The sequence below is a fragment of the Candidatus Blastococcus massiliensis AP3 genome (genome assembly GCF_000582785.1).
Taxonomy (GTDB): domain Bacteria; phylum Actinomycetota; class Actinomycetes; order Mycobacteriales; family Geodermatophilaceae; genus Blastococcus; species Blastococcus massiliensis.
Window position 1 is genome coordinate 1,566,108 of record NZ_HG931173.1, and the last position, 24,744, is coordinate 1,590,851.

The window sequence follows — 24,744 nt, forward strand, 5'->3', positions numbered from 1 at the left end:
ACCACATGCCGTCCCCCGTCGAGCCGTGCCGTCCCGCGTTGCCGAGCGGACGCTAGCCGGACGTCGCCGCGAAACATAGACGCTTCGGTCTCGCTTCCATGACGATCTTCTGCGCGGGACCGTGTGCAGGGATGTGCCGCTATCGGCGCAGTCCTGGCACGTCTCTGCACAGGGTCGGGCGCGGTCCACAGATGACGCCGGATCGCCCCGGGCCCGCGCCTCCGGCAGCACCGTGAGCCCGTGGCGATCGACGTGGCGCAGGCCGTGGGCCCTGACGGCTGGGTGACCGTGCCCCAACTGCTCGAGCACGTGAGCCGACGCACGATGGCCCGCTGGATCGCCGACGGCCGCCTCGTCCGCCTGCGCCCGGGCGTGCTGGCCCTCCCCTCCTCCGCGCCGCACTGGCGCACCCGCGTGGCCGGGGCGCTGGCGGACCGCGAGGCAGCCGCCAGCCACGTCACCGCGCTGGCGCTCTGGGAGCTCGTGCCGCACCCGCCCGGCCCGGTGCACGTCACGGTCGAGCCCAGCACGAGCGGCCGCGGCTGGGCCGGCGTCAGGGTGCACCGGGTCCCCGGCGCCTACGCCGACCGCCGGCGGGTGGACGGGCTGGCGGTCACGTCCCCCGAGCGCTCCGTCGTCGACACGTGGGGCCTGCCCTGGGGGCTCCCCCGCTCGACCGTGCGCGCCGCCGCGATCACCGCCGTCCGGAAGCGGCTCTGCCGACCGGCCGACCTGTCCGCCGAGCTGGCCACCCGGGCCCGGCTACCCGGTCGCGCCGAGCTCGCGGGCCTCAACTCGCTGCTGGCCGACGGCTGCCAGAGCGAGCTGGAGATCTGGGGCTGCCTGCAGGTCCTCCGCGCGCCCGGCATGCCGCCGTTCGTCCAGCAGCGCCGGGTGACCGTCGACGGGCGGACCTTCTTCCTCGACGCCGCCTACGAGGACGTCCAGCTGGCGGTCGAGATGGACGGCGCGGCCTGGCACGGCTCGCGCACCCAGCGGGAACGCGACATCCGGCGCGACGCCCTGCTCGCCACCGTCGGGTGGCAGACCCTCCGGTTCGGCTTCGCCCGCATGACCAGCTCGCCCGACGCCTGCCGGCGCGAGATTCTCGCGGTACACGCGGCGCGCCGGCTGCTGATCACCGGCGACCGTGGGCACTGATGTGCCGTTCCGGGCCTCGAAGCGGCACATCCCTGCACACGAAGCGAAGCGGGAGGCGCGCGGCCTCAGCGGGTGATGGTGGAGGCGTGGTCGTGCGTGCCCTTGGCCAGCCGCTCCCGCTGCGGGACGACGACGTACTTCGGGTCCTTGGTGCTGGCGATGCCGGCCTCGAAGACGCCGAACCGGGTGAGCAGCGATCCGGCGGCCAGCAGCGTGCCGGAGGCGACCGCACCCCACCGCCGGCGCCCGCCCACGACCGCCAGGCCCAGCCCCGTGGCGGTGCAGGCCCGGGCCGCGCGCATGAACGTGCCGGGCCGGCCCTCGTGGTACGGCTCGGAGACGATGCTGTCACTGTTCTCCACGCCCCGGATCGCGACCAGTTCGATGGCGGCACCCGCGATCGCCATCTTCCGCGCCGGCTCCGCCTCGCCCACCGGGGTGAACGCCATGCAGATCCCACCGCCCGCGGCCATCGCCGAACCGCCGAAGACGTAGGGCAGCTTCGTGTGGAACTCGTGCCACGACGGCACCGCGGTGTTGGCCAGCAGCACGCCGGTGTAGGTCGCCAGCGGCCCGCCGAACAGCGCGGCCACCACTCCCCCGAACCGCTTGAGCCGCGGGAACCAGCCCAGCAGCTCCACCGCGGCCGTCGCCCCGGCCGCCGCGCTGAACGGCGCGAGGATGTACGTGCCCACCGACAGCGGCGACGTCGGCTTGAACACCCGCAGCATGTGCAGGAACCGCGACGGCCGCCCCAGGTCGTGGATCAGGAAGACCACCGACAGGATCGAGCCGCCGCCGGCGGTGTACCGGGCGGCGCGGGTCAGCGCCGGGCGGCCGGTGACGTCGGCCAGCGCCCCGAGGATCGCCGCCGAGCCCCCGGCCCCGCCGAGGAACAGGTACAGCGGCACGTCGGGCGTCTTCCACACCGGCGTCTTGACGATCTGCCGGCCGTAGTACGAGGTGAACTCGACGTCGTCCACCATCGCGACCTCGCCGCGGCCCCGCCCCCCGCCGCGCTTGCGCCGCTTCTTGCCGGGCTTCTGCGTCTCCGGCCCGCGGTCGGCCTGCCGCCAGCCGGCGTCGGGGCTGGTGATGCCGCCGGTCACCGCGGCCTCCGCGAGCCGAGGACGGCGGTCAGCGCGACCCCGACCATCATCGCCGCGGCCTTGCCGGCCGCCTTCCACATCGCCGGCAGGTCGCGGGTGGTGACCACCGGGTCCGGCGGCAGGCCGTAGACCTCGGGCTCGTCGAGCAGCAGGAAGAACGCCCCGTCTCCGCCCACGCCGTCGTTCTCGTCCCGCCCGTACAGCCGCGCCGACTCCACGCCCTGGGACTTGAGCGTCGCCAGCCGGGCGTCGGCGCGGGCCTGCAGCTCGTCGAGGTCGCCGAACTGGATCGACTGCGTGGGGCACGCGCTGGCGCACGCCGGCTGCAGGCCGTCGGTCAGCCGGTCGTAGCACATCGTGCACTTGAAGACCCGGCCGTCGTCCTTGCGCTGGTCGATGACGCCGTAGGGGCAGGCCGCCACGCAGTAGCCGCAGCCGTTGCAGATGTCGCCCTGGACGACGACGGTGCCGAACTCGGTGCGGAACAGCGCCCCGGTGGGGCAGACGTCGAGGCAGCCGGCGTGCGTGCAGTGCTTGCAGACGTCGGAGCTCATCAGCCAGCGGATCTGCTTGTCCGCGCCGGTCTGCCCGGTCTGCGGGTCGAACTCGCTCAGCGCCTCGGCGTTGAGCACGCTCTGCTGGGCGTTGGCCAGGCTGACGTCGTCGGCCGCCGTCGCCGGGGACGGGCCGTGGCCGTGCCGGTCGTCGCCGGGGCGGCCGAAGGTCGGCGTCGGCAGGTCCACCGTGCGGCTCTGCTCGATGAACGCCACGTGCCGCCAGGAGTTGGCGCCCAGCTGACCGGTGTTGTCGTAGCTCATCCCGGAGAGGCCCAGGGCGTCCCGCTCGCCGTGCGAGTCGTCCATCGGGAGCGTGTTCCACTCCTTGCACGCCACCTCGCAGGCCTTGCAGCCGATGCACACCGAGGTGTCGGTGAAGAAGCCGACCCGCTTGGGGTGCTCCGGCTCGTAGCCGGCTTCCTGCGTGACGTCGGGGAGTGGCCCGAAGAGCCGGTTGTCCGGATCGCGGCCGGTGAAGGCCGGGCTCGCCGAGCTGATGGTCATTGCGTCGACCCCTCTCCGGCCTCGGCCGCCACGGGGTCGCGGCCGTTGAGCCCCACCCGGCCCGACTCGACGCCGGCCCGCCTCCGGTAGGACTCGACGAACTCCAGCAGCTCCGGGCCGCGCGGGCGTCGCCCGGGCACGATGTCGGCGGTGCTGACCTTGTCCTCCTGGATGTGCGTGTTCGGATCCAGCACGATGCCGAGCAGGTCGTTGGCCGAGTCGCCGGTCGAGATGCCGCTGTAGGACCAGTGGTACGGCATGCCGATCTGGTGCACGACCGTGCCGTCGCCCAGCTTGATGGGCCGCATCCGCTCGGTGACCAGCACCTTCGCCTCGATCGCCGTCCGGGCGCTGACCAGCGTGGCGAACTCGCCGTGGGTCAGGCCGCGCAGGCGGGCCAGCTCCGGGCTCACCTCGACGAAGAACTCCGGCTGCAGCTCGGCCAGGTAGGGCAGCGTCCGGCTCATCGCGCCCGCGGTGTGGTGCTCGGTGAGCCGGTAGGTGGTCACCTGGAACGGGAAGACCTCGCTGCGCGACGGGTTCTCCCGGTTCCACGGGCCCGGGATCCGCTCGATCGTCGGGTTCGACTGCACGTCGTACAGCGCGTTCCCGACGACGGACTCGGCCGGCTCGTAGTGCGTCGGCAGCGGCCCGTCCACCAGGCCGGCCGGCGCGTAGAGCCAGCCCTTCCCGTCACCCTGCATGACGAACGGGTCCGTCCCGGACAGCGCGTCCTGCGCCCGCGCACCCTCGGGCGGCTCGTAGTCGGGGCGCTTGTTCTTCTCGAAGTCGGGGACGTCCAGGCCGGTCCACTCGCCGGCGTCCTCGTCCCACCACACGTACTTCTTGCGCTCGCTCCACGGCTTGCCCTCGGGGTCGGCCGAGGCGCGGTTGTAGAGGATGCGGCGGTTGAGCGGCCACGCCCAGCCCCACTCCAGCGCCGTGGGCCCCTGCTCGGCGGCCGGCGTGCGCCGGCGCGCCTGGTTCACCCCGTCGGCGTAGACACCGGTGTAGATCCAGCAGCCGCCGGTGGTCGAGCCGTCGTCCTTCATCTCCATGTAGGTCGACAGCGGGGAGCCGTCGGGACCGGTGCCGTTGATCTCCCGCAGCACCGCGTCGGCGTCCGGTTCGAGCCGCTCGCCGTGCACCGGGTAGCCCCAGGTCAGGTCCAGCAGCGGGCGGTCGCGCGGGTCGGTGCTGTTCTTCAGCCGCTCGCGCAGGATGCGGCCGAGGTGGAAGAAGAACCACAGGTCGCTGCGGGCGTCGTCCGGCGGCTCGACCGCCTTGTCCCGCCACTGCAGCATCCGCTGGGTCTGGGTGAAGGTGCCTTCCTTCTCCACGTGCGTCGCCGCCGGCATGAAGAAGACCTCGGTGCCGATGGAGTCCGGGGACAGCTCGCCGGTCTCGATCTCCGGCGCCTGGTGCCAGAAGGTCGCCGACTCGATCATCTGCAGGTCGCGGACGACCAGCCAGTCCAGGTTGGCCAGCCCGAACCGGTTCATCCGGCCGTTCGGGTGCCCGACCACCGGGTTCTCCCCGACCAGGAAGTAGCCGGAGACCTTGCCCTCGATCATGTCGGCGATCGTCCGGTAGGAGCTGTGGTCGCCGTTGATCCTGGGCAGGTAGTCGAAGCAGAAGTCGTTCTCCGCCGTCGCCGCGTCACCCCACCACGCCTTGAGCAGGCTGGTCATGTAGGCCCGCTTGTTCCCCCAGAAGCCCGCCTTGCCGGCGGCGTCGGCGACGTACTCGTCCAGGTCCTCGTGCTGCAGTGCGTGCGGCATCGGCAGGTACCCGGGCAGCAGGTTGTACAGCGTCGGGATGTCGGTCGAGCCCTGGATGCTGGCGTGGCCGCGCAGCGCCATGATCCCGCCGCCGGGCCGGCCGATGTTGCCCAGCAGCAGCTGCAGGATCGAGCAGGTGCGGATGTACTGCGCGCCCACGCTGTGCTGCGTCCAGCCCACCGAGTACACCCACGCCGTCGTCCGGTCGCGGTTGCTGTTCTCGGTGACCCACCGCGCGACCTGCTCGAAGACCTCCGGCTCGATGCCGCAGACCTCGGACACCATCTCCGGCGTGTAGCGGGCGTAGTGCCGCTTCAGGATCTGGAACACCGTCCGCGGGTGCTGCAGCGTCTCGTCACGCTTGGGCCTCGCCGGGATCGTGGGCCCACCGCTGCCGGCCGCCTGCGCGCGGTCCGACCGGGTGACCGACGGCGCGTCGTCGGTCCGCTCCTGCTCCGCGGCCTCGGCCGGGTCGTCGGCGCCGGACTCCCGCGGCTCCTCGAACTCGTACTCCCAGCTGGTCTCGTCGTACGTGCTGGTCTCCGGGTCGAAGCCGGAGAACAGGCCGCCGAGGTCCTCCGCGTCAGCGAACTCCTCGCAGACGAGCGCGGCGGCGTTCGTGTAGGCGGAGACGTACTCCTCGAAGTACAGCTCGTTGTCGAGCACGTACCGGATCAGCCCGCCGAGGAACGCGATGTCGCTGCCCATCCGCAGCGGCACGTGCAGGTCGGCGATCGCGCTGGTGCGGGTGAACCGCGGGTCGATGTGGATGACCTTGGCCCCGCGCGCCTTCGCCTCGGTCACCCACTGGAAGCCCACCGGGTGGCACTCGGCCATGTTGGAGCCCTCGATGACGATGCAGTCGGCGTTCGCGAGGTCCTGCTGGGTGTTCGTGGCGCCACCACGACCGAACGAGGCACCCAGACCGGGCACCGTGGAGGAGTGCTATATGCGCGCCTGGTTCTCGATCTGGATCGCGCCCAGGGCGCTGTACAGCTTCTTCATCAGGTAGTTCTCTTCGTTGTCCAGCGTCGCGCCGCCCAGGCTGGCGATGCCCATGGTGCGGTTCACGCGCTTGCCGCCGTCCTCGTCCTGCCAGCCCTTGCGGCGGGCCTCGAGGACGCGGTCGGCGATCATCTCCATCGCCGTGTCGAGGTCGAGGTCCTCCCACTCCGTCCCGTACGGACGGCGGTACTTGATCGTGGTGACGCGGCTCGGGCTGGTGACCAGCTGCTTGCTCGCGCTGCCCTTGGGGCACAGCCGCCCGCGGTTGACCGGCGAGTCGGGGTTCCCCTCGATCTGGACGATCTGCTCGTCCTTCACGTACACGTTCTGCGCGCAGCCCACGGCGCAGTACGGGCAGACGCTCTTCACCACCTTGTCGGCGGTGGCCGTGCGCGACACCGTCGCCTCGGTCGCCTTGCTGCGCGCGGCCCTGCCGCGACCCAGCGGGTCGGAGCCGGTGAGCTGGCGGTACACCGGCCAGCTGTCGAGCCAGGTCTTCACTCCTGGAACTGTGCCACCGCCGAACCGGTCCGGCGCGTCGGAACGGCGCGGAGGCCGGGGGTCAGATACGCCGGCCGTCCTCGGTGCGGTGCTTGGCCCCGCAGTCGCGGCACAGATCGTGGGTCCGCGGCGCCGGGTCCCACCTCGGGTTGATCCGCGCCACGCCCCGCCGGACGGCCTGCGACCTCATCGCCACCACGTTCCCGCTGCCGCAGATGCCGCAGGGTTCCGCGCTGACCCCGATGGCGGTCGCCCGCCGCTGCCGCACGTCCACCGCGGCATCGTGTCAGGGCCAGGCGTCCCGCCGGTAGCGGGAAACGCGTGGTCAGCCGCTGAGTCGCAGATGCGGCGGGATAACGGACCGGGCGGTACCGTCCCGCGTGTGGCACGGGCGCCCGACAGACCGGGATTCTTCAGGAGCCTGCCGCTCCCCAGCCGGGCCGAGGGCCTGATCATCCTGGCGGTCCTGCTCGTCATGGCCATCGGCGTCGGCCTCTCCGCCTGGTACGCGAGCAACCGCACGCCCCCGGTCTTCGAGCCACCCGAGGGCGCCGCGGCCGCGGCGGATCCCACCACCGCTCCGGACGCCCCCGACGCGCCCCCTGTCCTGGCGTTCTACGGCGACTTCCTGACCGCCGGTACCCCGCAGGGCGGTCAGGGCCCCGCCGGCTGGCCGGCGCTGGTCACCGAGCGCCTGGACGCCGAGGGCACGCCGCCGCACGCGGTGGCCGACGCCGGCTACGTCGCCGACGCCGCCGTCACCGGCGACACCTTCCTCACGCTCGTCGAGCGCTTCCCGGAGCCCGACGCGGACGTGACCGTCGTCTTCGGCAGCCGCAACGACTACCTGGCCGCCCCGTCGGTCATCACCGCCGCCGCGACCCGCACCTTCGACGCCATCCGCGCGAGCGCGCCGGACACCCGGCTCGTCGTCATCGGGCCGGCGTGGACCGACGCCGTCGTCCCGCCGGAGATCCGGCGGGTGCGGGACGCCGTCCAGCAGGCCGCGGTCGCCGCGGGCGTGACGTTCGTGGATCCGCTGGCCGGCCGCTGGTTCTTCGACGAACTGGGGCTGATCGCGTCGGACCTGGTCAGCCCGACCGACCAGGGTCACGTCCACATGGCCGACCGCATCGAGCCCGTCCTCCGCGACGTGCTCGCCGACGTGGCCGCGGGCACCCCCACCGGAACGGCCGGCGCCACGCCCTGAGGGCCGAGGCTCACGGCCGATGGGGCAGTCCCTCGTTGTGGCGTCAGACCAGGACGTCGCCGTCCAGGTCCAGGCCGAGCGCCACCGCGGCGCCCGCGGCCACCAGCCAGAACCCGACCCGGAAGTAGCGGCGCACGCCCTCTCCGTGGTGTTGCGCGTGGTCCATGGCTCTCCCCTCGTCTCGTGGAAGGGGCCGAAGTTACGGGCTCGGCACCGCCGCCCGCCGTACGGCTGAGACGGATGTGACGCACGATGCGCACCGCCCGGGGGACGTCACATTCGACGTCCCCCGGGCGGTCCGGACCGGCGGGAGGGTCAGCGCGCGGCGCCGTCGCGCTGGGTGCCGGTGAAGACGAACTCGAACGTGCTCGACTGGTTCTGCAGCGCGTTGCTGCCCGTGTCCGGGAAGGAGACCGTGGCCAGCAGGCGGTCGACGGCGCCGGCCTGGAGGCTGCGCGCACCCGTCAGCGCCTGGTTGGCCACCATCGGGCCCTCGTACAGCGCGGTGGCGCCGCCGGTGCAGGAGTAGGTGTAGCCCGACCGGGCCCACGGCGTCGCGCAGGTCTCCAGCTTCAGCTGCAGGCCGTGGACCACGTCGGTGTCGAGCAGGCTCGAGGTGGTGGCCCGCGAGCCGAAGACCAGCGAGGACAGGTCGACGGTGCCGTCGTTGCGCAGGTCGAGCGGCATGGAGCCCACGTCGCCCTGCATCATCCCGGCGGCGGTGTACGGCACCGGCGCGGAGGTGCCCGCAGCCGAGACGTCGATGGACACCACGCCGGTGTCGGCGACGGCGTCGACCGAAGCGGTGCTGTCGGTGAACCCACCGAAGGTGCCCAGGCCGGCGACGGCCGCGGCGGCGCCGATGACGGCGATGGAACCGACGATCCTGCCGGTGTTCGGCCGGCGAACGGTGCTGGTGCTCATGGCGAGAGGTCTCCCTGGGCTGCGGAGCGGCTGTTCCGCTCCTTGCTCGCTCCCGACCTTGGTCCCGCATCCGCACGCCACCCCCGAGGAAAGCGCAAGGGATCCGCAAGATGCTGCCGCCCGCCCGACCGGCGGTTCGTGCACGAAACGTCGCCGTTGCGGTCAGCCGAGGTCCGCCTGCAGCAGGAGGGTGTCCAGCCAGCGGCCGTGCTTGTGGCCCACCGCGCGCAGCCGCCCCGCCTCGACGAACCCGAACCGGGCGTGCAGCCGCACCGACGACGGATCCCCGCTGTCGGTGATCACCGCGACGACCTGCCGGACCCCGGCTGCCCGCGCCCGCTCCAGCAGCTCGCCGAGCAGAGCCCGGCCGGTGCCTCTCCCGGTGCGGTCGGGCGCGAGGTAGATCGTGTCCTCGACGGTGTGCCGGTAGGCCGGCTTGACCCGCCACGGCGACACGTACGCGTACCCGGCCACCTCGCCGTCGTCGTCGGCGACGAGGAACGGCCACCCGGCGGCGGTCAGATCGGCGATCTTCGCCGCCCAGGACGCCGCGTCGGGCACCTCGAGGTCGAACGTCGCGATGCTGTGCTCGACGTAGTGGGCGTAGATCGCCGCGATCGCCGCCGCGTCCTCCGCCGTCGCCGGCCGGATCCGAGTCACGGCCCGACAGTGTGCACGGATGTGCCGGACCGGGCGGCGGAACGGCACATCTGCGCACACCGTCGCGCGAGCGGCACACCCCCCGAACGGGTGAGCAACGGGTGCCCACGCTGCAGCAGCACCCGCCACCGCCCGACATCCGAGAGGTGACCACCGCGTCCGTCCCGGGGCAGCTCCCGGCTGCGTTCCCGGTCGCGCCCCGTGCGGGGCGTGCCGGGTCGTTCGCCGTGCCCGCGGTCGCGGCCGCCGGAGCCGCCGTCGTGGCGGTGCTCCTGGCGCTCTCCGCCGGCGCCGGGGTCCTGCTCGCCGCCGGTGGTCTCGCCGTCGTCCTGACCGCCCAGCTCGCGCTGTGGCGGCGACAGCGCCGCCTGGCCGGCGCCCTCCGGCGCAGCCAGGTCTCCCTGCGCACGCTGGTGCGCAGCAGCGTCGACCCGGTCGTCATCCTCGACGACGCCCTCCGCATCACCTTCGCCTCCGAGGCCGCCGCTGAGCTGCTCGGCCTGGGCGCCTCCGACGTCGCCGGACTGCGGATCACCGGCGTGATCCACCCCGACGACCGCGCCGACCTGTTCTGCGCGCTCCGGGACGGCAGCGACTCCGCCGTCCGCAGCGCGCGGGTGCGCCAGCCCGACGGCACCTGGCGGCTGGTCCAGGCCACCGTCCGCGACCTCCGCGACGACCCCGACATCGGCTCGCTCGTCCTGCACTGCCGCGACGTGAGCGTCCGCGCCCCCGCCCCCGGCGCGGACTCCGAGCTGCTCGAGCTCTCGCTCACCGACCCGGTCACCGGCCTGCCCAACCGCACCGCGCTCGTCCGCCGCCTCGGCGCGGTCGCCCGTGAGACCGGCCGCCGCCCCTTCTCCATGGCCCTCATCGGCATCAGCGGATGGGGGCCCGACGTGCTCTCCCCGGGCGCCCAGTCCACCGTGCTCCGGGCGCTGACCTCCCGCCTCACCCGCGCGCTGCGCGGCGAGGACTGGCTGGCCCGCAGCACCGACGGCGACTTCGTCGTCGTGGTCGACGGCAGCATCGCCGACGCCGAGGTGGTCGCCGCCCGGCTGATCGCCACCGTCGGCCCGCTCGCCACCCCCACCGGCACCCTGCCGCTCACCGCCGCGGCCGGCGTCAGCGCGCTCGCCGCCGACCTCGACCCCGGTGAGGCCCTGCGCCGCGCCGACCTCGCCCTGCGCAGCGCCCGCCGCGCGGGTGCCGGCTGCGTCCACCGCTACGACGACGCCCTGCGCACCGAGCAGGACCGCCGCACCGCGCTGCGCACCGACCTCGACGGCGCCCTGGAGCGCGGCGAGCTCCGCCTGGTCTTCCAGCCGGTGGTCGACGTCGTCCTGCACCGCACCGTCACCGTCGAGGCGCTGCTGCGCTGGCGGCACCCCGTCTTCGGCGACGTCCCCCCGGTGGAGTTCGTGCCGCTGGCCGAGGAGACCGCGCTCATCACCGACATCGGCCGCTGGGTGCTGCTCGAGGCGTGCCGCGCCGTCGCGGGCCTCGACGACGCCGAGCTGTGCGTCGCCGTCAACGTCTCCGCCCGCCAGGTGCGCAGCGGCGAGCTCGTGCCCGACGTGCTCGCCGCGCTCGAGGCCAGCGGCCTGCACCCCTCCCGCCTGCTCGTCGAGATCACCGAGTCGGTGCTGCTCGACGACGCGCACGTCATCGAGGACCTCGCCGCCCTGCGCGGCTTGGGCGTCCGCATCGCCGTCGACGACTTCGGCACCGGGTGGTCCTCGCTGGCCTACCTGGTCGGCATGCCCGTCGACGTCCTCAAGATGGACCAGTACTTCCTGTCCGACGTCGAGCACGACCCCGCCCGCCGCGCCATGTGCCGGGCCGTGCTGCAGTTGGGCGCCAGCCTCGGCCTGCCCGTCATCGTCGAGGGCGTCACCACCCCGGCCACGCTCGCGCTGCTCCGCGACATGGGCCACCGCTACCTGCAGGGCTTCCAGCTGTCCCGCCCGCTGGAGGCCGACCTCCTCGCCGCCGGCGCGGAGCTGGCCGCCGAGGCGCTGCGCACCGACGCCGTCCCGGCGGCCGCCGTCGTCGTCCCGGCCCTCCCCGCGCCCCGCAACCCCGAGGTACCGGCGGCGCGGCCGTGACCGAACTCCGGAACGCTCCCCCGCAGCTCCGCTGGACCGTGCTGCTCGGCCTGCTGGGCCTGGCGGTCACCGTGCCGTTCAGCGCCCCCGACGGCACGGGCATGCAGTGGGACGAGCTCGTGCTCGGTTCGGTCGCGGTCAGCTGCGCCACGCTCGCCTGGCGCCGCCTGCGCGCCATGGACCGGCACGCGGCCCGCCCGTGGTGGCCGCTGCTGTTCGGCTCGCTGTGCTTCGCCGTCGCGCAGTACCTGGCCGGCTCCTTCCCGGGACGGGAGTTCGACGGGTTCGGCGTCGACGACGTGCTGCTCTTCCTCGGCGCCTGCGCGCCGCTGCTCACCTGCGCACTCCTGGCCCGCCGGGTCATCCGCACCCGGTGGCCGGCGCTCGTCGTCGACGGGCTGCTGGTCACCATCGCGCTCCTGGTCATCACCGAGGTGCTGCGGACGCCGCTGGTCAACCCCGCCGGCGCGCCCGAGGACCTGCGCTCGCTCGTGCTCGCCTACGGCGGCTACAGCGCGGTCATGCTCGGCGGCGCCGGTGCGCTGTGCACCGTCTCCACCCGCGCCGTCCGCCGCGCCGCGACCACCCTCATCGCCGCCGTCACCGCCCAGGCCACCGCCAGCGCGTGCGAGGCGATGGCCATCCTGGCGCCGTCCCCGCTGTGGACGGCGGCCTCCGACGTCGCCGTCGCCTCGGCCCTGCAGCTGGCGGTCCTGGCCACCTACCGCGCCCCGGTTCGGTTCGCCGACCGCAGCGCCCGCGCCTCGGCCCCGGTGGTCAGCCCCGCCGGCCTGAGCCTGGTCGTGGCGGCCATGCTCGGCCTGCCCGTCGCCCTGGGCGTCGCCCTCGCCGCGGAGGAGCCGCTGTCCGCGGGCGCCGAGATCGGCTGCGCCGCCATCTTCGCCCTCATGGCCCTGCGCCAGGTGCTGCGCATCCGCGAGGACGGCCGGCTCACCGAGGACCTCGTCCGCAGCGAGGAGGACTTCCGCGAGCTCATCGAGGCCAGCTCCGACGGCATCGCGATCATGGACCCCGACTACCAGCTGCTGTTCACCTCGCCCGCCGCCCGCCGCCTGCTGGGCATGGCGGACGACGGTGACGACGACGTGCGGCTGCTGGACCTGGTGCGCCCCGAGGACCGGGCCGCGCTGCGCGCCGCGACCGAGGACACCCCTGCCGGCTCCGGCCCCCCGGTCCACTTCGGCGTCCCCACCGAGGACGGCACCGTGCGCGAGCTGGAGGTCACCTCCTCCGAGCGGCCCGGCAGCGGGCGCCGCGTGCTGTACCTGCGCGACGTGACGACCCGCCGCCGCCGCGAGCGCGAGCTCGAGCGGATGGCCTACACCGACCACCTCACCCGGCTGCCCAACCGCGCCGTGCTGTTCCAGGAGCTGGGCACCGACTCGGCCACGCCGCGCTGCCTGCTCGTCCTCGACATGGACGGCTTCAAGGAGGTCAACGACGGCGCCGGGCACGAGGCAGGTGACCAGCTGCTGGTCGAGGTCGCCCGCCGGCTGCACACCGTCGTCCGCGACAGCGACCTGGTCGCCCGCCTCGGCGGCGACGAGTTCGCCGTCGTCGTCACCGGTGACCTCGACGAGGCCGAGGAGATCGCCCAGCGGATCGTCCAGGTCATGGGCACGCCCTACCGGGTCGACGACCACGCCTTCGCCGTCGGCGCCAGCGTCGGCGTCGCCCGGGTCGGTGCCGGCGGTGGCCGGAAGGCCTTCCGCGACGCCGACACCGCGCTGCTGGCGGCCAAGGCCGGTGGCAAGGGCTGCGTCCGCCTCGCCACCTCGGAGGAGACGGCCGCTCCGGTCGGCGTCGAGGACCTCTACGCCGCCCGGGACGAGGGCACGATGAGCCTGCGACTGGACGCCGCCTGCCGGCCCGACGGCTCGATCGAGCTGGTGCACGCCCTCCCCCGGTGGACCCACCCCACGCTCGGTGTCCTGGAGGGGGCGGACATCTGGGGCTCGTCCGACCGGCACGGCCGCAGCGGCGATCTGCAGCGATGGCTGATCCAGCACGTCTGCGCCGCGGCCGCCGCGCTGCCCGACCCCCGGATCGGCGTCGCCGTGAGCCTGCCCGCCGGGCACGTCTCGGCCGACGGGCTCTCCGCCGTCGTCGCCGACGCGCTCGCCGACAGCGGGCTGGAGCCCTCGCGGCTCGTCGTCTCCTTCACCGAGGAGACCCTGCTGACCTCCCCGGCGGCCCTGGTCGCCGAGTTCGAGGCCGTGCGCCGCACCGGCGTGCGCCTCTGCCTGGACGACTACGGGATGGGGCAGAGCCTGTTCGCCCTGCTCGCCCGGATCACGTTCGACCTGGTCCGGGTGGACCTGCACGCGCTGGCCGCGCGGCAGGACACCGAGCGCGCCCTGCGGGTGCTCGGCGCGATCGTGTCGACCACGGCGAGCTTCGGCCTGGACGTCGTCGCCGGCGGCATCTCCACGCCGGAGATCCGGGACGCCGCGGTGGCCGCCGGGGTGCCGCTGCTGCACGGCCGCGCCCTGCCGCACGACCTCACCCCCGACGACGTCGCCGACCTGCTCACCGCCGTCCCCACCGCCTGACCCGCTCTCCTCCACGGACTTTCGGCGCCGAAAGTCCCGGGACCTTCGGCGCCGAAAGTCCCGCGGGTCGGGGTTCGCCCGGGTTCTGCATCGGGGACATCCCCCCTTCGGGGCCGCGTCGCTGGGTTCCGTCGGCCGACCAGGGAAGACTGGCCGCGTGGGAGCACCGGGGCTGCACTTCCTCGGCCACTCGACCGTCCGCGTCGAGCTGGCCGGGCGCACCGTGCTCACCGACCCGGTGCTCACCCCGTCGGTCGGAGCGCTGCGCCGGGTCGTGCCGGTGCCCGATCCCGCGCTCTGGGCCGGGGTCGACGCCGTGCTGCTCAGCCACCTGCACGCCGACCACCTGCACCTGCCCTCCCTCCGCATGCTGGCCGCGGGCACCCGCCTCGTCGTCCCCCGTGGCGCCGGTGCGTGGCTGCGCCGGCACGGCTTCCCGGCCGTCGACGAGATCTCCACCGGCGAGACGCTCGCCCTCGGCGGGCTGCGCATCACCGCCGTGCACGCCGCCCACAGCGGCCACCGGTGGGGGCCGCGGCTCACCTCCGGCCCGACGACGCAGGCCGTCGGCCACCTGCTCGAGGGCGACGGCGCGACCGTCTACGTCAGCGGCGACACCGCGCTGCACGACGGCATGCGCCTGCTCGGCGACCGCGGGATCGACGTCGCCGTGCTGCCGGTCTGGGGCTGGGGACCCGACCTCGGCCCCGGGCACCTCGACCCGATGCAGGCCGCCGAGGCCGTGGCCCGGCTGCGACCGCGCACCGCCGTGCCCGTGCACTGGGGCACCCTCGCGCCGGCCGGGACGACCTGGCTGCCCACCCCGGTACGCGGCAGGATGCGCCGGATGCTGGTCGAGCCCCCGCACACCTTCGCCCGCGAGGTGAGCGCCCGGGGCCTGGACACCGCCGTCGTCGTCGCCGAGCCCGGCGCGCCGGTCCCGCTGCTGCCGGGGGTGGCGCCGTGAGCGTGCTGGCGGCGGCCACCGAGGGGACGTCGGTCGGCTACTCGCTGCTGTTCGCCGGCGTGCTGCTCGGCTCGATCGTGCCGGTCGTGCCCACCGGCGCCGTCGTCGGCTCGGCCGCGGCGTTCGCCATGACCAGCAACGACCTGGGGCTGCCCACCGTCGTCGGGCTGGCCACGCTGGCGGCGCTGCTCGGCGACCTGGTCACCTTCACGATCTGCCGGTTCGGCGGGCCCGCCGCCGTGCGGTGGGTGGCCCGTGGCCAGCACGCCGAGCGCATCGAGGAGGTCCGCGGCCAGTTCCGCCGGTACGGCTGGCAGATCATCGTCGTCGGCCGGTTGCTGCCCGCCGGCCGCATCCCGGTGCTGCTGGCCGCCGGCGCCCTCACCTACCCGTGGCGGCGGCTGGTGCCCGCCTCGTTCCTCGCCGCCCTGCTCTGGGCGATGGCCTACGCGCTGCTCGGGGTGGTCAGCGGCGGGATCTTCGACTCCCCGCTGGTGGCGGTGCTCATCGCGACCCTCCTGGTGCTGCTCGTCGGCGCGCTGCTCAATCTGATCTCCGCGCGCCGCCGCCGGCCCGAACCGGACCCCGAGCCCCTCCCCGACGACGCCGCCCCGGCCTGCGAGCCCACGTGAGCGCACCCGCCACCCCCGGCCGGGTCCTGCAGACCGGCCGGACCCTCGCCCGCGTCGTGCTCACCTGGGCCGCCGCCACCGGCGCGCTGATCACCCTCGACGGGTGGCTCACCGGGTTCGCGATGAGCTCGTGGTGGCATCCGCCGGTCGCCGCCCTGATGCTCGGCGTCCTCACCGCCGGGGTCTGGCCCCTGGTGCTGCGGATCGCGCTGCCGCTGACCTTCCTCACCTTCGGCCTGGGCGGCTTCCTGCTGCTGGGCGCCGGGGTGCTGGGGATCTTCACCGCGATCCCGGGCGTCGAGGTGCGCAGCTTCGCCACCTCGGTGGTCGTCGCCGTCGCCATGGCCGCGGTCTCCGGCGTCATCAACAGCCTGCTGGCGGTGGACGAGGACGAACTGTTCTTCCGGCGGGCCCGCCGCCGGGCACCCGCCCGCACCGGTGAACCCCTGCCGCCGGGCGTGCTCTTCCTGCAGATCGACGGCCTCGGCGCCGACACCGCCCGGCGGGCCGTGCGCGACGGCTCGATGCCCACCCTGGCCGCCTGGCTGCGCGAGGGCAGCCACGTGCTCACCGAGTGGCACACCGACTGGAGCTCGCAGACCGGCGCCAGCGTCTGCGGCATCCTGCACGGCTCCAACCACGACATCCCCGGGTTCCGCTGGTACGAGAAGGAGTCCCGCCGCCTCGTGCAGGTGTCCAACCCCCGGGACGCCGCCGAGATCGAGCGCCGGCACTCCGATGGGCGCGGACTCCTGGCCGGCGGCGGGGCCGGCCGCGGCAACCTGTTCACCGGCGACGCCCGCTTCGTCAGCCTCACGCTGAGCTCGCTGGCGCACGTCGTCCCGTCCGGGGCGCGGCGACGACGGCTGGGCCGCGACCGGGTGGGGTCGGGCTACTACGCCTACTTCGCCAACCCGGTGAACGCGGTGCGCACGATCGGCGTCTCGTTCGTCGACATCTACCGGGAGCTCTCGGCCGCGGCCAAGCAGCGGCGGGCCGACGTCCGGCCGCGCGTGCCGCGCGGCGGGCTCTACCCCCTGGCCCGCGCGGGGACGACGGTCGTGTCGCGCGACGTCGTCGTCTCGGCGCTGCTGGAGGACATGCTGGCCGGCCGCCCCGTGGTCTACGCCGACTTCCTAGGCTACGACGAGGTCTCCCACCACTCCGGCGTCGAGCGGTTCGACACCCTCCAGGTGCTGCGCAGCATCGACCAGCAGATCGGCCGGCTCTACCGCGCCGGCGCGCTGGCACCGCGCGAATACCACCTGGTGTGCCTCTCCGACCACGGGCAGACCCAGGGGTGGGCGTTCGCCGACCGGTTCGGCTACTCGATCGAGGAACTGGTCGGATCGCTCTGCGGGGCGCCCGTCGAGCCGCGGCAGCGGCACCTGACCGGGCCGAGAGACAGCCGGCACACCACCGAGGGCTGGCAGGTCGGCGCCGCGCTGGCCGAGGGCAGCGGGCCGATCGCCCGCCGGCTGCGGCAGCGGGCGGAGGACGCCGGTCCACACGACGCCCCGCTCGACCCCACCGACGACGACGGGGCACCCCGGGTCGCCCCCGGCGTGGTGTGCGCGGTCTCCGGCCACACCGCGCTGGTGTCCTTCCCCGACCTCCCGGGCCGGGCGTCGCTCGAGGAGATCGAGCGGCACTGGCCGCACCTGCTGCCCGGGCTGGTCGACCACGCCGGCGTCGGCTTCGTGCTGGTGCACTCCGCGGAGTTCGGTCCCGTCGTCCTGGGCCGGGACGGCGTGCACCGGCTGCGGTCGGGCGTGGTGGTGGGCACCGACCCGCTGCTGCCGTACGGCCCGCACGCGGCGGCGCTGGTCGCCCGCACGTCGTCCTTCCCGCACTGCCCCGACCTGCTCGTCAACAGCCGGTACGACCCGGCGACCGACGAGGCCTCGGCGTTCGAGCCGCACGTCGGCTCGCACGGCGGGCTGGGCGGTCAGCAGCAGCGCGGCGTCCTCTGCCACCCCGCGTCCTGGACCGCCCCCGGCGAGGTCGTCGGCGCCGAGCACCTGCACCGGGTGCTGCGCGGCTGGCTGACCGACCTCGGCCATCCCGAGCCGACCGGGGAGGGCGCAACCGTCGGCGAGCAGAGCGCCGCGGCCCTCGGCCGGCGGTCGCTCGAACCGACATAGAGTGGGCGGCTCCCGCAGGAGGTGAACGCTCGTGGTCGAGCAGCACGCGCCGGCCGCCGCGACGGCCGTCCGCCGGCCGAACCCGCTGTGGTGGCTCTGGTACGCCCTCGGCGGGAAGCTGCCCCAGCGCTACAGCCCCTGGGTGCTGCACGACACGACCGCGCCCACCTGGGTGCTGCGTCATCTCTGCCGCGCGCTGGTGCAGCTCGCGGTGCCGATCGGCCTGGTCCTGGTCCTCGTGCCCGGCGAGTTCTGGATCCGCGGCATGACCGCCCTCGGCGGCGTGCTCCTCGCGCTGTTCTTCTCGGTGGCTTACATGCCCGAGGGGACCGAGCACCGCGTCAAGCAGGCCGGCTACCCGGTGGGCACGGCCACGGCCCTGCGCGACGAGGCGGCCCGCCTGCGGCAGGCCGAGGAGACCGACCGCAAGCGCTCCGCGGCGGTGCGGCGGGCCGCCCGCTACCGGGAGCGCCAGGGCCGCTGACCCGCCTCCCCCGCCGGAGCGCGCGTCGCCGCCTGCTGTGCGCGAACCATGCGATCTCGTGGTCATCAGCGCGCGATGGCCACGAGATCGCATGATTCGGGGCGGCGGAGAGCCGGTGAGCGCACCGTGACGATCGAGTGAACACCCTCACAGGCCGGTGGTGCCCGCCGCGATCGTGGTCGACAGTGAGGCGATGCGACCCGACGCCCGGGCCTGGTTCCACGGCCGCACGACGTCTGCGACCTCCCTCGACGCCGTCGACGTGGAGGCGCTGCTGCACGCCAAGCGCCGGGCCGGCTCAGGCGTCAGCGTCGTCCTGCCGGCGCGCGACGAGCAGGACACCGTGGGGCTGCTGGTCGCCGACATCGCCGAGCGCTGGATCCGCCGCACCGGCCTGGTCGACGAACTGGTCGTCGTGGACTCCGACTCCAGCGACGCGACCGCCGAGGTCGCCCGTGCCGCCGGTGCCGACGTCGTCGCCACCGCCGACGTGCTGCCGGCGCACGGCACGCGGCCCGGCAAGGGCGAGGCGCTGTGGAAGTCGCTGGCCGCCACGACGGGTGACCTCGTCGTCTTCCTCGACTCCGACCTGCGCGGCGACGTCGCCCACTACGTCCCGGGGCTGCTCGGGCCGCTGCTGGCCGATCCGCAGGTGCAGTACGTGAAGGGCTGCTACACCCGGCCGCTGGAGATCGACGGCGTCACGGTGCCCACCGGCGGCGGCCGGGTGACCGAGCTGACCGCGCGGCCGCTGCTCAACGCGCTGTGGCCGGAGCTCGCCGGGTTCGTGCAGCCGCTGGGCGGGGAGTACGCCGGCCGGCGCGCGGCGCTGGAGCGGGTGCCGTTCGCCGGCGCCTACGGCGTCGAGGTCGGGCTGCTCGTCGACCTGCTGGGCCTGGTCGGGCTGCACGGCCTCGCGCAGGTCGACCTGGGCGTGCGCCGGCACACCTCGCAGAGCCAGGAGGCGCTCGGGGCCATGGCGGGACAGGTGGTCTCGACGGTGCTGGCCCGGGCCGGCACCGGCCCGGACGCCGCCGGGAGGCTGCTCACCCAGTTCCGGCACGACGGCACCGGCTTCGTGCCGCGCAGCACCGCCGTCGCCCCGGACGAGCGGCCGCCGATGGTCACCGTGCCGGAGTACCGCGCCCGCCTCGCGGGCTGATCCCTCCGGGCCATCATGGCCATTTCGGCCCTTTGGGGCTCGACCTGACGCATGCTCGCCGTCCGACGGGGCAGGATCCCGGCGTGCCGCTCGCTCAGCCCGCCCCGCTCCGTTGACCGCCATCGAGGTCGTCGCCCACCGCGGCGCCACCGCCGAGGCCGCCGAGCACACGCTGGCGGCCTACCGGCAGGCGGCGACCGTCGGCGCCGACGCCGTCGAGTGCGACGTGCGCCTGACCCGTGACGGCGTGCTGGTCTGCGTGCACGACCGGCAGATCCGGCGCACCTCCAACGGGCGGGGCATCGTCTCCGCGCTGCACCTCGCGGAGCTGGAGCAGTTCCAGTTCGGGGCCCGCCGGCCCAAGGGACGCAGCCGCTGGGCCGACGACGAGATCCTGTCGGTGACCGACGAGCCCGACCTGGAGAACGGGCGGGTGCTCACCCTCGAGCGGCTGCTGGACTACATCACCGCGACGCCGGGGAAGCTGCGCCTCGCCATCGAGACCAAGCACCCGACCCGGCACACCCGCAAGGTCGAGGAGGCGCTGGTCGAGTGCCTCCGCCGCTACGGGCTGCTGGGCGACGGGCGCCCGGTCGAGTGGGGCGGCCAGCCCGCCGTCCGGATGATGAGCTTCTCCCAGCTCGCCGTCCGGCGCATGGCCGACCTCGCCCCCGGCATGCCGACCGTCCAGCTCATCGGCAAGCGGCTGCGGCCGGTGCGCCGCGAGCTGCTGCTCACCAGCACCGCGTCGGCGGTGGGTCCCGGCATCTCCGTCGTCCGCTCGGACCCCGACTTCGTGGCCGACGTCCACGCGGCCGGCAAGGAGATCCACGTCTGGACGGTGAACCGGCCCGCGGACATGGACCTCGTGCGGGACCTCGGCGTCGACGCCGTCATCACCGATCACCCGGACGAGATGCTGCGCCGCCTGGGCCGGGACGCCGCCGCCTCCTGACCTGCGTCTCCGCGGAGAAGCCGGGTCAGTCGAGGTCGGTCTCGTCCAGCGCGGCGGCGAGGTCGCCCGGGGTGTCGTAGATGCCGACGGCGCCGGCGTCGCGCAGCTCGTCGTCCCCGAAGCCGCCGGACCGGACCACCAGCGCCGGCATCCCCGCGTTCTTCGCGGCCTCGACGTCGTAGACCGAGTCACCGATGACCACGGCCGGCGCGTCCACCGGCTCGCCCAGCTTCTTCAGCGCCACCTGCAGCAGGTCCGGCGCCGGCTTGGTCTCCTCGACGTCGTCGCTCGTCGTCCAGCCGTCGGCCAGCTCGCGGACGTCGAGGAGGTCCAGGGCCCGGTCGACGTGGTGCGGCTTGCCCGAACTGGCCAGCACCACCCGGTGCCCGCGGTCCTTGAGCGCCACGACCAGCTCCCGCGCCCCGGGCAGCAGCGCCGTCTCGCCCATCATCGGGTCGACCTCCTCGACCCACCGCTCGCGGGCCGCCTCGCCGATCCGCCGCTCGACGTCGTCCCCACCGAGCGCGCCGACCAGCTGGTCGCCACCCATGCCGATCAGCCGGTGGATGCGCCACACCGGGAAGGTCTCCCCCAGGGCGCGGAAGGCGCGGTACCAGGCGAGCGCGTGCTGGTAGTTGGTGTCGACGAGAGTTCCGTCCACGTCGAGGACGGCGATGCGTGGGGTGCCCATGCGCGCTCCCTGCCCACCTCCGGCCCTTTGTGCACACACCGTCCGCGGGTGCGGCACCATCGGGCGGGTGCACCCCGCCTCGACCCGGAAACCGACCGTCTCCGCGGAGGCGTGCCCGGGCTGCGGTGCGGTCCTCGCCCCGGTGGGGGACGACGCCGCCACCCACCCCGGCGCCTCCCCCTCGTGCAGCCGCCTGTTCGAGGTGACGCTGCGTGGCCCGCGCGAGGAGGCGCCGGCCGACGGGACGGCCGCCGCCACGGCCCGGCTCGCCGACGCCGCCTACGACGCCCAGCACCCCGTCGCGGCGGATCCGGGGCGAACGGCGTCGGCGCTGGACCGGCTCGGCGCCGAGCTGGGTGCCTCCGGCGGCACCCCGCGGCGCGAGCCGCCCCCGGTCTGGACGACGACGATCGCCGATGTCGCCGCCGACCTGGACGTGATCGACCTGGGCGTGCTGGTGGACTCCTGGGCCCACGCGGTGCGCGCCGACTGGACCGCTCCGGGGTGACCTCCGCGGCGATCGCGGGCCCCACCAGCGACGATGCAGCGAATACGTTCAGTGGTTACCCTCTCTACCGTGGGTGATCTCGGGGACCGTCGTGCACGCAAGAAGGCAGCGACCAGGGAGCTGATCCGCACCACCGCGCACCGGCTGTTCGCCCAGCACGGGTTCGACACGATCACCATCGCCGACGTCGCCCGCGAGGCCGACGTCGTCGTCCAGACCGTGTTCAACCACTTCGCGACGAAGGAAGAGCTGTTCTTCGACGGTCGCGCCTTCTGGGTGGACGGGCCGGCGACGGCGGTCAGGGACCGGCCGGCCGGGGTGGACGTGCTGTCGGCCCTGCGCAGCCACCTGCTCCGGTTCATCGCCACCGACCTCGGGTCGCTCTGCACCGCGGAGCAGCGGGGCTACCGGGCCACCGTGTCGGCCTCCGAGACGCTGCGCATGTACGAGCGCGGACTGGTGTTCGAGGCGGAGTACCGGCTGGCCGACGCCCTGCGGGAGAGCTGGGCCGACGATGCGGAGTTCGGCCACGTGGTGCCCTCCGACCCGGCGACATCCGCGCCGCTCACCGCCGCGCTCTGGCTGGCCGCGGCGCGCGTCCTCGTCGTCGAGAACCGGCTCCGGGTGGCCGACGGCCACCCGGCCGCCGAGGTGGCGGCCAACGCGGAGGAACTGGCCGACCGGTTGCTCGGCCGCATGCAGGCCGGCTCCGCGGCGGTGACCGATCTCAGGACGCCCCTGTCCACCCCGGCACGGACGCGGGACCGCCGGGTCAGCTGACCCGGGCTCAGACCGCGACGGGCTGGGCGGACGGGGCCAGCAGCGGGGCGAGCACCTCGTCCACGACGCGCCCGACCTGGTCGGCGACCATCGCGCCGTCACCGGCGGCGGTGAACCGCTGCCACCAGAACGCCTCGAGCACCGAGCCGAGCAGCGCCAGCCGCTGAGGCTCGACCCACTCGCCCCGCGCCTCCGCGCGGGACCCGATGGCGGCGACCGCCTCGGCCAGCGGCTGCACCAGGGCCTCCTCCAGCCCCGCCCGCAACTGCTCGTCGTGACGAGCGGCGCCGACGATGCTGGCCGCGGCGCGCTCCTCGCGGTCCAGGGGCACGGTCCAGCGGTCGACCAGGGCCCTCAGGTCGCCGCGCAGGGAGCCGGTGTCCCCGGGCATCGAGACGAGCCGCACCCGGCCGACCGCGGCGCGCGCGAGCGCGGCCATGGTGGGCCAGCGGCGGTAGATGCCCGCCTTGCCGGCGCGGGCCCGGGCCGCGATGCGGTCGCTGTTGAGCCGGCTCCAGCCCTCCTCGGCCAGGATGTCGACGGCCACCGACAGCAGCTGCTCGGACAGCTCCGCGCTGAGGGGGCGCCCCGGGGTACCGGTCACGACGGGTCCACGAGCCTGCTGGTCATGTGCACCGCGACATACTGGCCCGAACGGTGGAGTCACCACAATGACCTGACGCCCGCAACCTACTGGTGGGTCACCTGACGGTCCGCGGTGCGGTCACGCACCCGCCGCGGGCTGCACCGGCACCGTGATGCCGGCGCCGTCGTCCGAGAGGCGTCCCTCGCTGCGCGCGCGGTCGACCATCTCGTCCCACTGCGCCGACCAGTCGGCAGCGGTGGCCCGCGGTTCGGCGGCGGCGCGCAGGGCCGCGGCGTCCAGCTGCGCGGCGCCGGAGTCGTGCAGCCGGCCGAGGCCGGAGCGCTCGAGGACCTCGGCCGCCTCCTCGTCGGTGACCTGGCCCAGCGCCAGGAACAACCTGCTCAGGTCGTCGATCTCGACCACCCGCGCCTCCGGGCGCTCGTCGGCCCCCGTCATCACCTCGACGATCACGGCGTCCTCCTCACCTCGTGGACTTTCGGCGCCGAAAGTCCCGTCATACGTGCCAGGGGAACTGGCTGAAGTCCGGGTCGCGCTTCTCCAGGAACGCGTCCCGGCCCTCGACGGCCTCCTCGGCCATGTAGGCCAGCCGGGTGGTCTCGCCGGCGAACAGCTGCTGGCCGACCAGCCCGTCGTCGATCAGGTTGAACGAGTACTTGAGCATCCGCTGGGCGGTCGGGCTCTTGGCCACGACCTTCTTCCCCCACTCCAGCGCGGTGCGCTCGAGCTCGGCATGGGGGACGACGCGGTTGACCATGCCCATGGCGTGCGCCTCGGCCGCGGTGTACTCCTCGCCGAGGAAGAAGATCTCGCGGGCGAACTTCTGGCCCACCTGCCGGGCCAGGTATGCCGAGCCGAATCCGCCGTCGAAGCTGCCGACGTCGGCGTCGGTCTGCTTGAACCGCGCGTGCTCGGCGCTGGCGAGGGTCAGGTCGGAGACGACGTGCAGGCTGTGCCCGCCACCGGCGGCCCACCCCGGGACGACGCAGATGACGATCTTCGGCATGAACCGGATCAGCCGCTGCGCCTCGAGGATGTGCAGCCGCCCGCTGGAACCCTGCGCGTGCTCGTAGCCGTACTTCCCGCGCACCCGCTGGTCACCGCCGGAGCAGAACGCCCAGCCGCCGTCCTTCTCGCTGGGCCCGTTGCCGGTGAGGATCACGCAGCCCACGTCGGTGGACAGCCGGGCGTGCTCCAGCGCGGTGATCAGCTCGTCGACCGACTGCGGACGGAACGCGTTGCGCACCTCGGGCCGGTCGAAGGCGATCCGGACGACGCCGGCGTCCACGGCCCGGTGGTAGGTGATGTCGGAGAAGTCGAACCCCTCGACCGGCGCCCACGCGGAGCTGTCGAAGATCTCGGAGACGTCGTCGCGGGCGCTCATGGCGTCGAACCTAACGTCGCGCTGCCGATGGCCTTCAGGGGAGCAGCCCCCCGACGAGTGGTGGGTCCTTCAGGAGATCGAGCACGGCACCGGTGACGTCGTCGAGTCCGTCCCCGTTGTTGTCGCAGCCGCACGGCTGCTTCGGTGGTTCCTCCTTGGGCGGCGGCGGCGGCGGAGCGGGCCGCGGACCCGGCTGAGGCGCGGCCGGGGGCGGTGGCTGCTGCGCCGGCGGCTGGGGGGCAGTCTGGCCCTGCTGCGTCCTGCCCGGCTGGGCCGCGCCCGGCGCGGTCCCCCCGGCCTCGACCGCCGCCGCCCGCCGTCCGGGCGGGGGCGAGCGCCG

Annotated in this window: 23 protein-coding genes and 1 pseudogene; 12 read left to right on the forward strand and 12 right to left on the reverse strand. The window is 74.3% G+C overall.

Features of this window, described 5'->3' with window-relative positions:
- Positions 1-240: 240 nt before the first annotated feature.
- Positions 241-1,161: a DUF559 domain-containing protein gene (locus tag BN344_RS07745; RefSeq protein WP_040337589.1), complete on the forward strand. Its 921-nt coding sequence runs from the start codon at positions 241-243 to the stop codon at positions 1,159-1,161.
- 65 nt (positions 1,162-1,226) lie between these two features.
- On the opposite strand, the gene nrfD is transcribed toward BN344_RS07745, so the two are convergent.
- From nrfD to BN344_RS07770, 4 genes and pseudogenes are all read right to left on the reverse strand, one after another.
- A complete protein-coding gene (gene nrfD / locus BN344_RS07750; RefSeq protein ID WP_040337590.1) occupies positions 1,227-2,270 on the reverse strand; it encodes an NrfD/PsrC family molybdoenzyme membrane anchor subunit in 1,044 nt (347 codons plus the stop codon).
- A complete protein-coding gene (locus BN344_RS07755) occupies positions 2,267-3,331 on the reverse strand; it encodes a 4Fe-4S dicluster domain-containing protein (protein ID WP_040337591.1) in 1,065 nt (354 codons plus the stop codon). Before BN344_RS07755 ends, nrfD begins: the two co-directional genes overlap by 4 nt.
- A pseudogene (gene fdh / locus BN344_RS07760) lies at positions 3,328-6,618 on the reverse strand (formate dehydrogenase). Before fdh ends, BN344_RS07755 begins: the two are co-directional and overlap by 4 nt.
- Positions 6,619-6,679: 61 nt before the next feature.
- A complete protein-coding gene (locus BN344_RS07770) occupies positions 6,680-6,892 on the reverse strand; it encodes a hypothetical protein (RefSeq protein ID WP_040337593.1) in 213 nt (70 codons plus the stop codon).
- 108 nt (positions 6,893-7,000) lie between these two features.
- Between BN344_RS07770 and BN344_RS07775 the strand changes: the two genes are divergently transcribed.
- Positions 7,001-7,828 carry an SGNH/GDSL hydrolase family protein gene (locus tag BN344_RS07775; RefSeq protein WP_051515632.1) on the forward strand — a complete coding sequence of 276 codons (828 nt, stop codon included), beginning with the start codon at positions 7,001-7,003 and terminating at the stop codon, positions 7,826-7,828.
- Positions 7,829-7,871: 43 nt separating this feature from the next.
- On the opposite strand, the gene BN344_RS21010 is transcribed toward BN344_RS07775, so the two are convergent.
- The 3 genes from BN344_RS21010 to BN344_RS07785 form a co-directional block, all read right to left on the reverse strand.
- A complete protein-coding gene (locus tag BN344_RS21010) occupies positions 7,872-7,994 on the reverse strand; it encodes a hypothetical protein (RefSeq protein WP_269319883.1) in 123 nt (40 codons plus the stop codon).
- A gap of 149 nt (positions 7,995-8,143) precedes the next feature.
- A complete protein-coding gene (locus tag BN344_RS07780; RefSeq protein WP_040337594.1) occupies positions 8,144-8,752 on the reverse strand; it encodes a hypothetical protein in 609 nt (202 codons plus the stop codon).
- A gap of 162 nt (positions 8,753-8,914) precedes the next feature.
- Positions 8,915-9,412 carry a GNAT family N-acetyltransferase gene (locus BN344_RS07785; protein ID WP_197022253.1) on the reverse strand — a complete coding sequence of 166 codons (498 nt, stop codon included), beginning with the start codon at positions 9,410-9,412 and terminating at the stop codon, positions 8,915-8,917.
- A gap of 101 nt (positions 9,413-9,513) precedes the next feature.
- On the opposite strand from BN344_RS07785, the gene BN344_RS07790 reads away from it, so the two are divergent.
- The 8 genes from BN344_RS07790 to BN344_RS07825 all read left to right on the forward strand — a co-directional run bounded on the left by BN344_RS07790 (position 9,514) and on the right by BN344_RS07825 (position 20,437).
- Positions 9,514-11,520 carry a putative bifunctional diguanylate cyclase/phosphodiesterase gene (locus BN344_RS07790; protein WP_040337595.1) on the forward strand — a complete coding sequence of 669 codons (2,007 nt, stop codon included), beginning with the start codon at positions 9,514-9,516 and terminating at the stop codon, positions 11,518-11,520.
- The gene (locus BN344_RS07795; RefSeq protein WP_040337596.1) at positions 11,517-14,093 is read left to right on the forward strand and encodes a diguanylate cyclase domain-containing protein; all 2,577 of its coding nucleotides are present in this window, start codon (positions 11,517-11,519) and stop codon (positions 14,091-14,093) included. The genes BN344_RS07790 and BN344_RS07795 overlap by 4 nt, the downstream gene beginning before the upstream one ends.
- 157 nt (positions 14,094-14,250) lie before the next feature.
- Complete coding sequence (locus tag BN344_RS07800; protein WP_040337597.1) at positions 14,251-15,060, forward strand: MBL fold metallo-hydrolase; 810 nt, start codon at positions 14,251-14,253, stop codon at positions 15,058-15,060.
- Entirely contained in the window at positions 15,057-15,692 is a 636-nt protein-coding gene (locus BN344_RS07805; protein WP_155858785.1) for a DedA family protein, read from the forward strand. Before BN344_RS07800 ends, BN344_RS07805 begins: the two co-directional genes overlap by 4 nt.
- Positions 15,689-17,836 (forward strand): phage holin family protein, encoded by a 2,148-nt coding sequence (locus BN344_RS07810; RefSeq protein WP_040337598.1) that lies wholly within the window; start codon positions 15,689-15,691, stop codon positions 17,834-17,836. Before BN344_RS07805 ends, BN344_RS07810 begins: the two co-directional genes overlap by 4 nt.
- Before the next feature lie 31 nt (positions 17,837-17,867).
- Entirely contained in the window at positions 17,868-18,320 is a 453-nt protein-coding gene (locus BN344_RS07815) for a DUF5313 family protein (protein ID WP_040337599.1), read from the forward strand.
- A gap of 193 nt (positions 18,321-18,513) precedes the next feature.
- Complete coding sequence (locus BN344_RS07820) at positions 18,514-19,482, forward strand: glucosyl-3-phosphoglycerate synthase (protein ID WP_040338138.1); 969 nt, start codon at positions 18,514-18,516, stop codon at positions 19,480-19,482.
- 112 nt (positions 19,483-19,594) lie between these two features.
- Positions 19,595-20,437, forward strand: coding sequence for a glycerophosphodiester phosphodiesterase (locus BN344_RS07825; protein ID WP_040337600.1), 843 nt, complete (start codon positions 19,595-19,597; stop codon positions 20,435-20,437).
- Positions 20,438-20,462: 25 nt separating this feature from the next.
- Here the strand turns inward: BN344_RS07825 and BN344_RS07830 are convergent, their stop codons facing one another.
- Positions 20,463-21,128 carry an HAD family hydrolase gene (locus BN344_RS07830; protein ID WP_040337601.1) on the reverse strand — a complete coding sequence of 222 codons (666 nt, stop codon included), beginning with the start codon at positions 21,126-21,128 and terminating at the stop codon, positions 20,463-20,465.
- Between the two features lie 67 nt (positions 21,129-21,195).
- Between BN344_RS07830 and BN344_RS07835 the strand changes: the two genes are divergently transcribed.
- Positions 21,196-21,636 (forward strand): DUF5946 family protein, encoded by a 441-nt coding sequence (locus tag BN344_RS07835; RefSeq protein WP_155858786.1) that lies wholly within the window; start codon positions 21,196-21,198, stop codon positions 21,634-21,636.
- A 69-nt stretch (positions 21,637-21,705) separates the two neighbouring features.
- On the forward strand, positions 21,706-22,416 hold the full coding sequence (locus BN344_RS18975; protein ID WP_051515633.1) for a TetR/AcrR family transcriptional regulator: 711 nt from the start codon (positions 21,706-21,708) through the stop codon (positions 22,414-22,416).
- A 7-nt stretch (positions 22,417-22,423) separates the two neighbouring features.
- Here BN344_RS18975 and BN344_RS07845 read toward each other — a convergent pair whose 3' ends face one another.
- The 4 genes from BN344_RS07845 to BN344_RS20660 form a co-directional block, all read right to left on the reverse strand.
- On the reverse strand, positions 22,424-23,020 hold the full coding sequence (locus BN344_RS07845; protein ID WP_040337603.1) for a TetR-like C-terminal domain-containing protein: 597 nt from the start codon (positions 23,018-23,020) through the stop codon (positions 22,424-22,426).
- A gap of 120 nt (positions 23,021-23,140) precedes the next feature.
- The gene (locus tag BN344_RS07850) at positions 23,141-23,473 is read right to left on the reverse strand and encodes a hypothetical protein (RefSeq protein WP_040337604.1); all 333 of its coding nucleotides are present in this window, start codon (positions 23,471-23,473) and stop codon (positions 23,141-23,143) included.
- Positions 23,474-23,516: 43 nt separating this feature from the next.
- Positions 23,517-24,404 carry a 1,4-dihydroxy-2-naphthoyl-CoA synthase gene (locus tag BN344_RS07855; protein ID WP_040337605.1) on the reverse strand — a complete coding sequence of 296 codons (888 nt, stop codon included), beginning with the start codon at positions 24,402-24,404 and terminating at the stop codon, positions 23,517-23,519.
- Positions 24,405-24,438: 34 nt separating this feature from the next.
- On the reverse strand, positions 24,439-24,744 hold a 306-nt coding region (locus BN344_RS20660), incomplete at its 5' end, for a hypothetical protein (protein WP_208091983.1).

Excerpts from the sequence above, each read along its gene's own strand:
- BN344_RS07755 (WP_040337591.1), bottom strand. The coding sequence starts at position 3,331 with ATGACCATCAGCTCGGCGAGCCCGGCCTTCACCGGCCGCGATCCGGAC.
- BN344_RS21010 (WP_269319883.1), bottom strand. The coding sequence starts at position 7,994 with ATGGACCACGCGCAACACCACGGAGAGGGCGTGCGCCGCTACTTCCGG.
- BN344_RS07780 (WP_040337594.1), bottom strand. The coding sequence starts at position 8,752 with ATGAGCACCAGCACCGTTCGCCGGCCGAACACCGGCAGGATCGTCGGT.
- BN344_RS07820 (WP_040338138.1), top strand. The coding sequence starts at position 18,514 with ATGCGACCCGACGCCCGGGCCTGGTTCCACGGCCGCACGACGTCTGCG.
- BN344_RS07830 (WP_040337601.1), bottom strand. The coding sequence starts at position 21,128 with ATGGGCACCCCACGCATCGCCGTCCTCGACGTGGACGGAACTCTCGTC.
- BN344_RS07855 (WP_040337605.1), bottom strand. The coding sequence starts at position 24,404 with ATGAGCGCCCGCGACGACGTCTCCGAGATCTTCGACAGCTCCGCGTGG.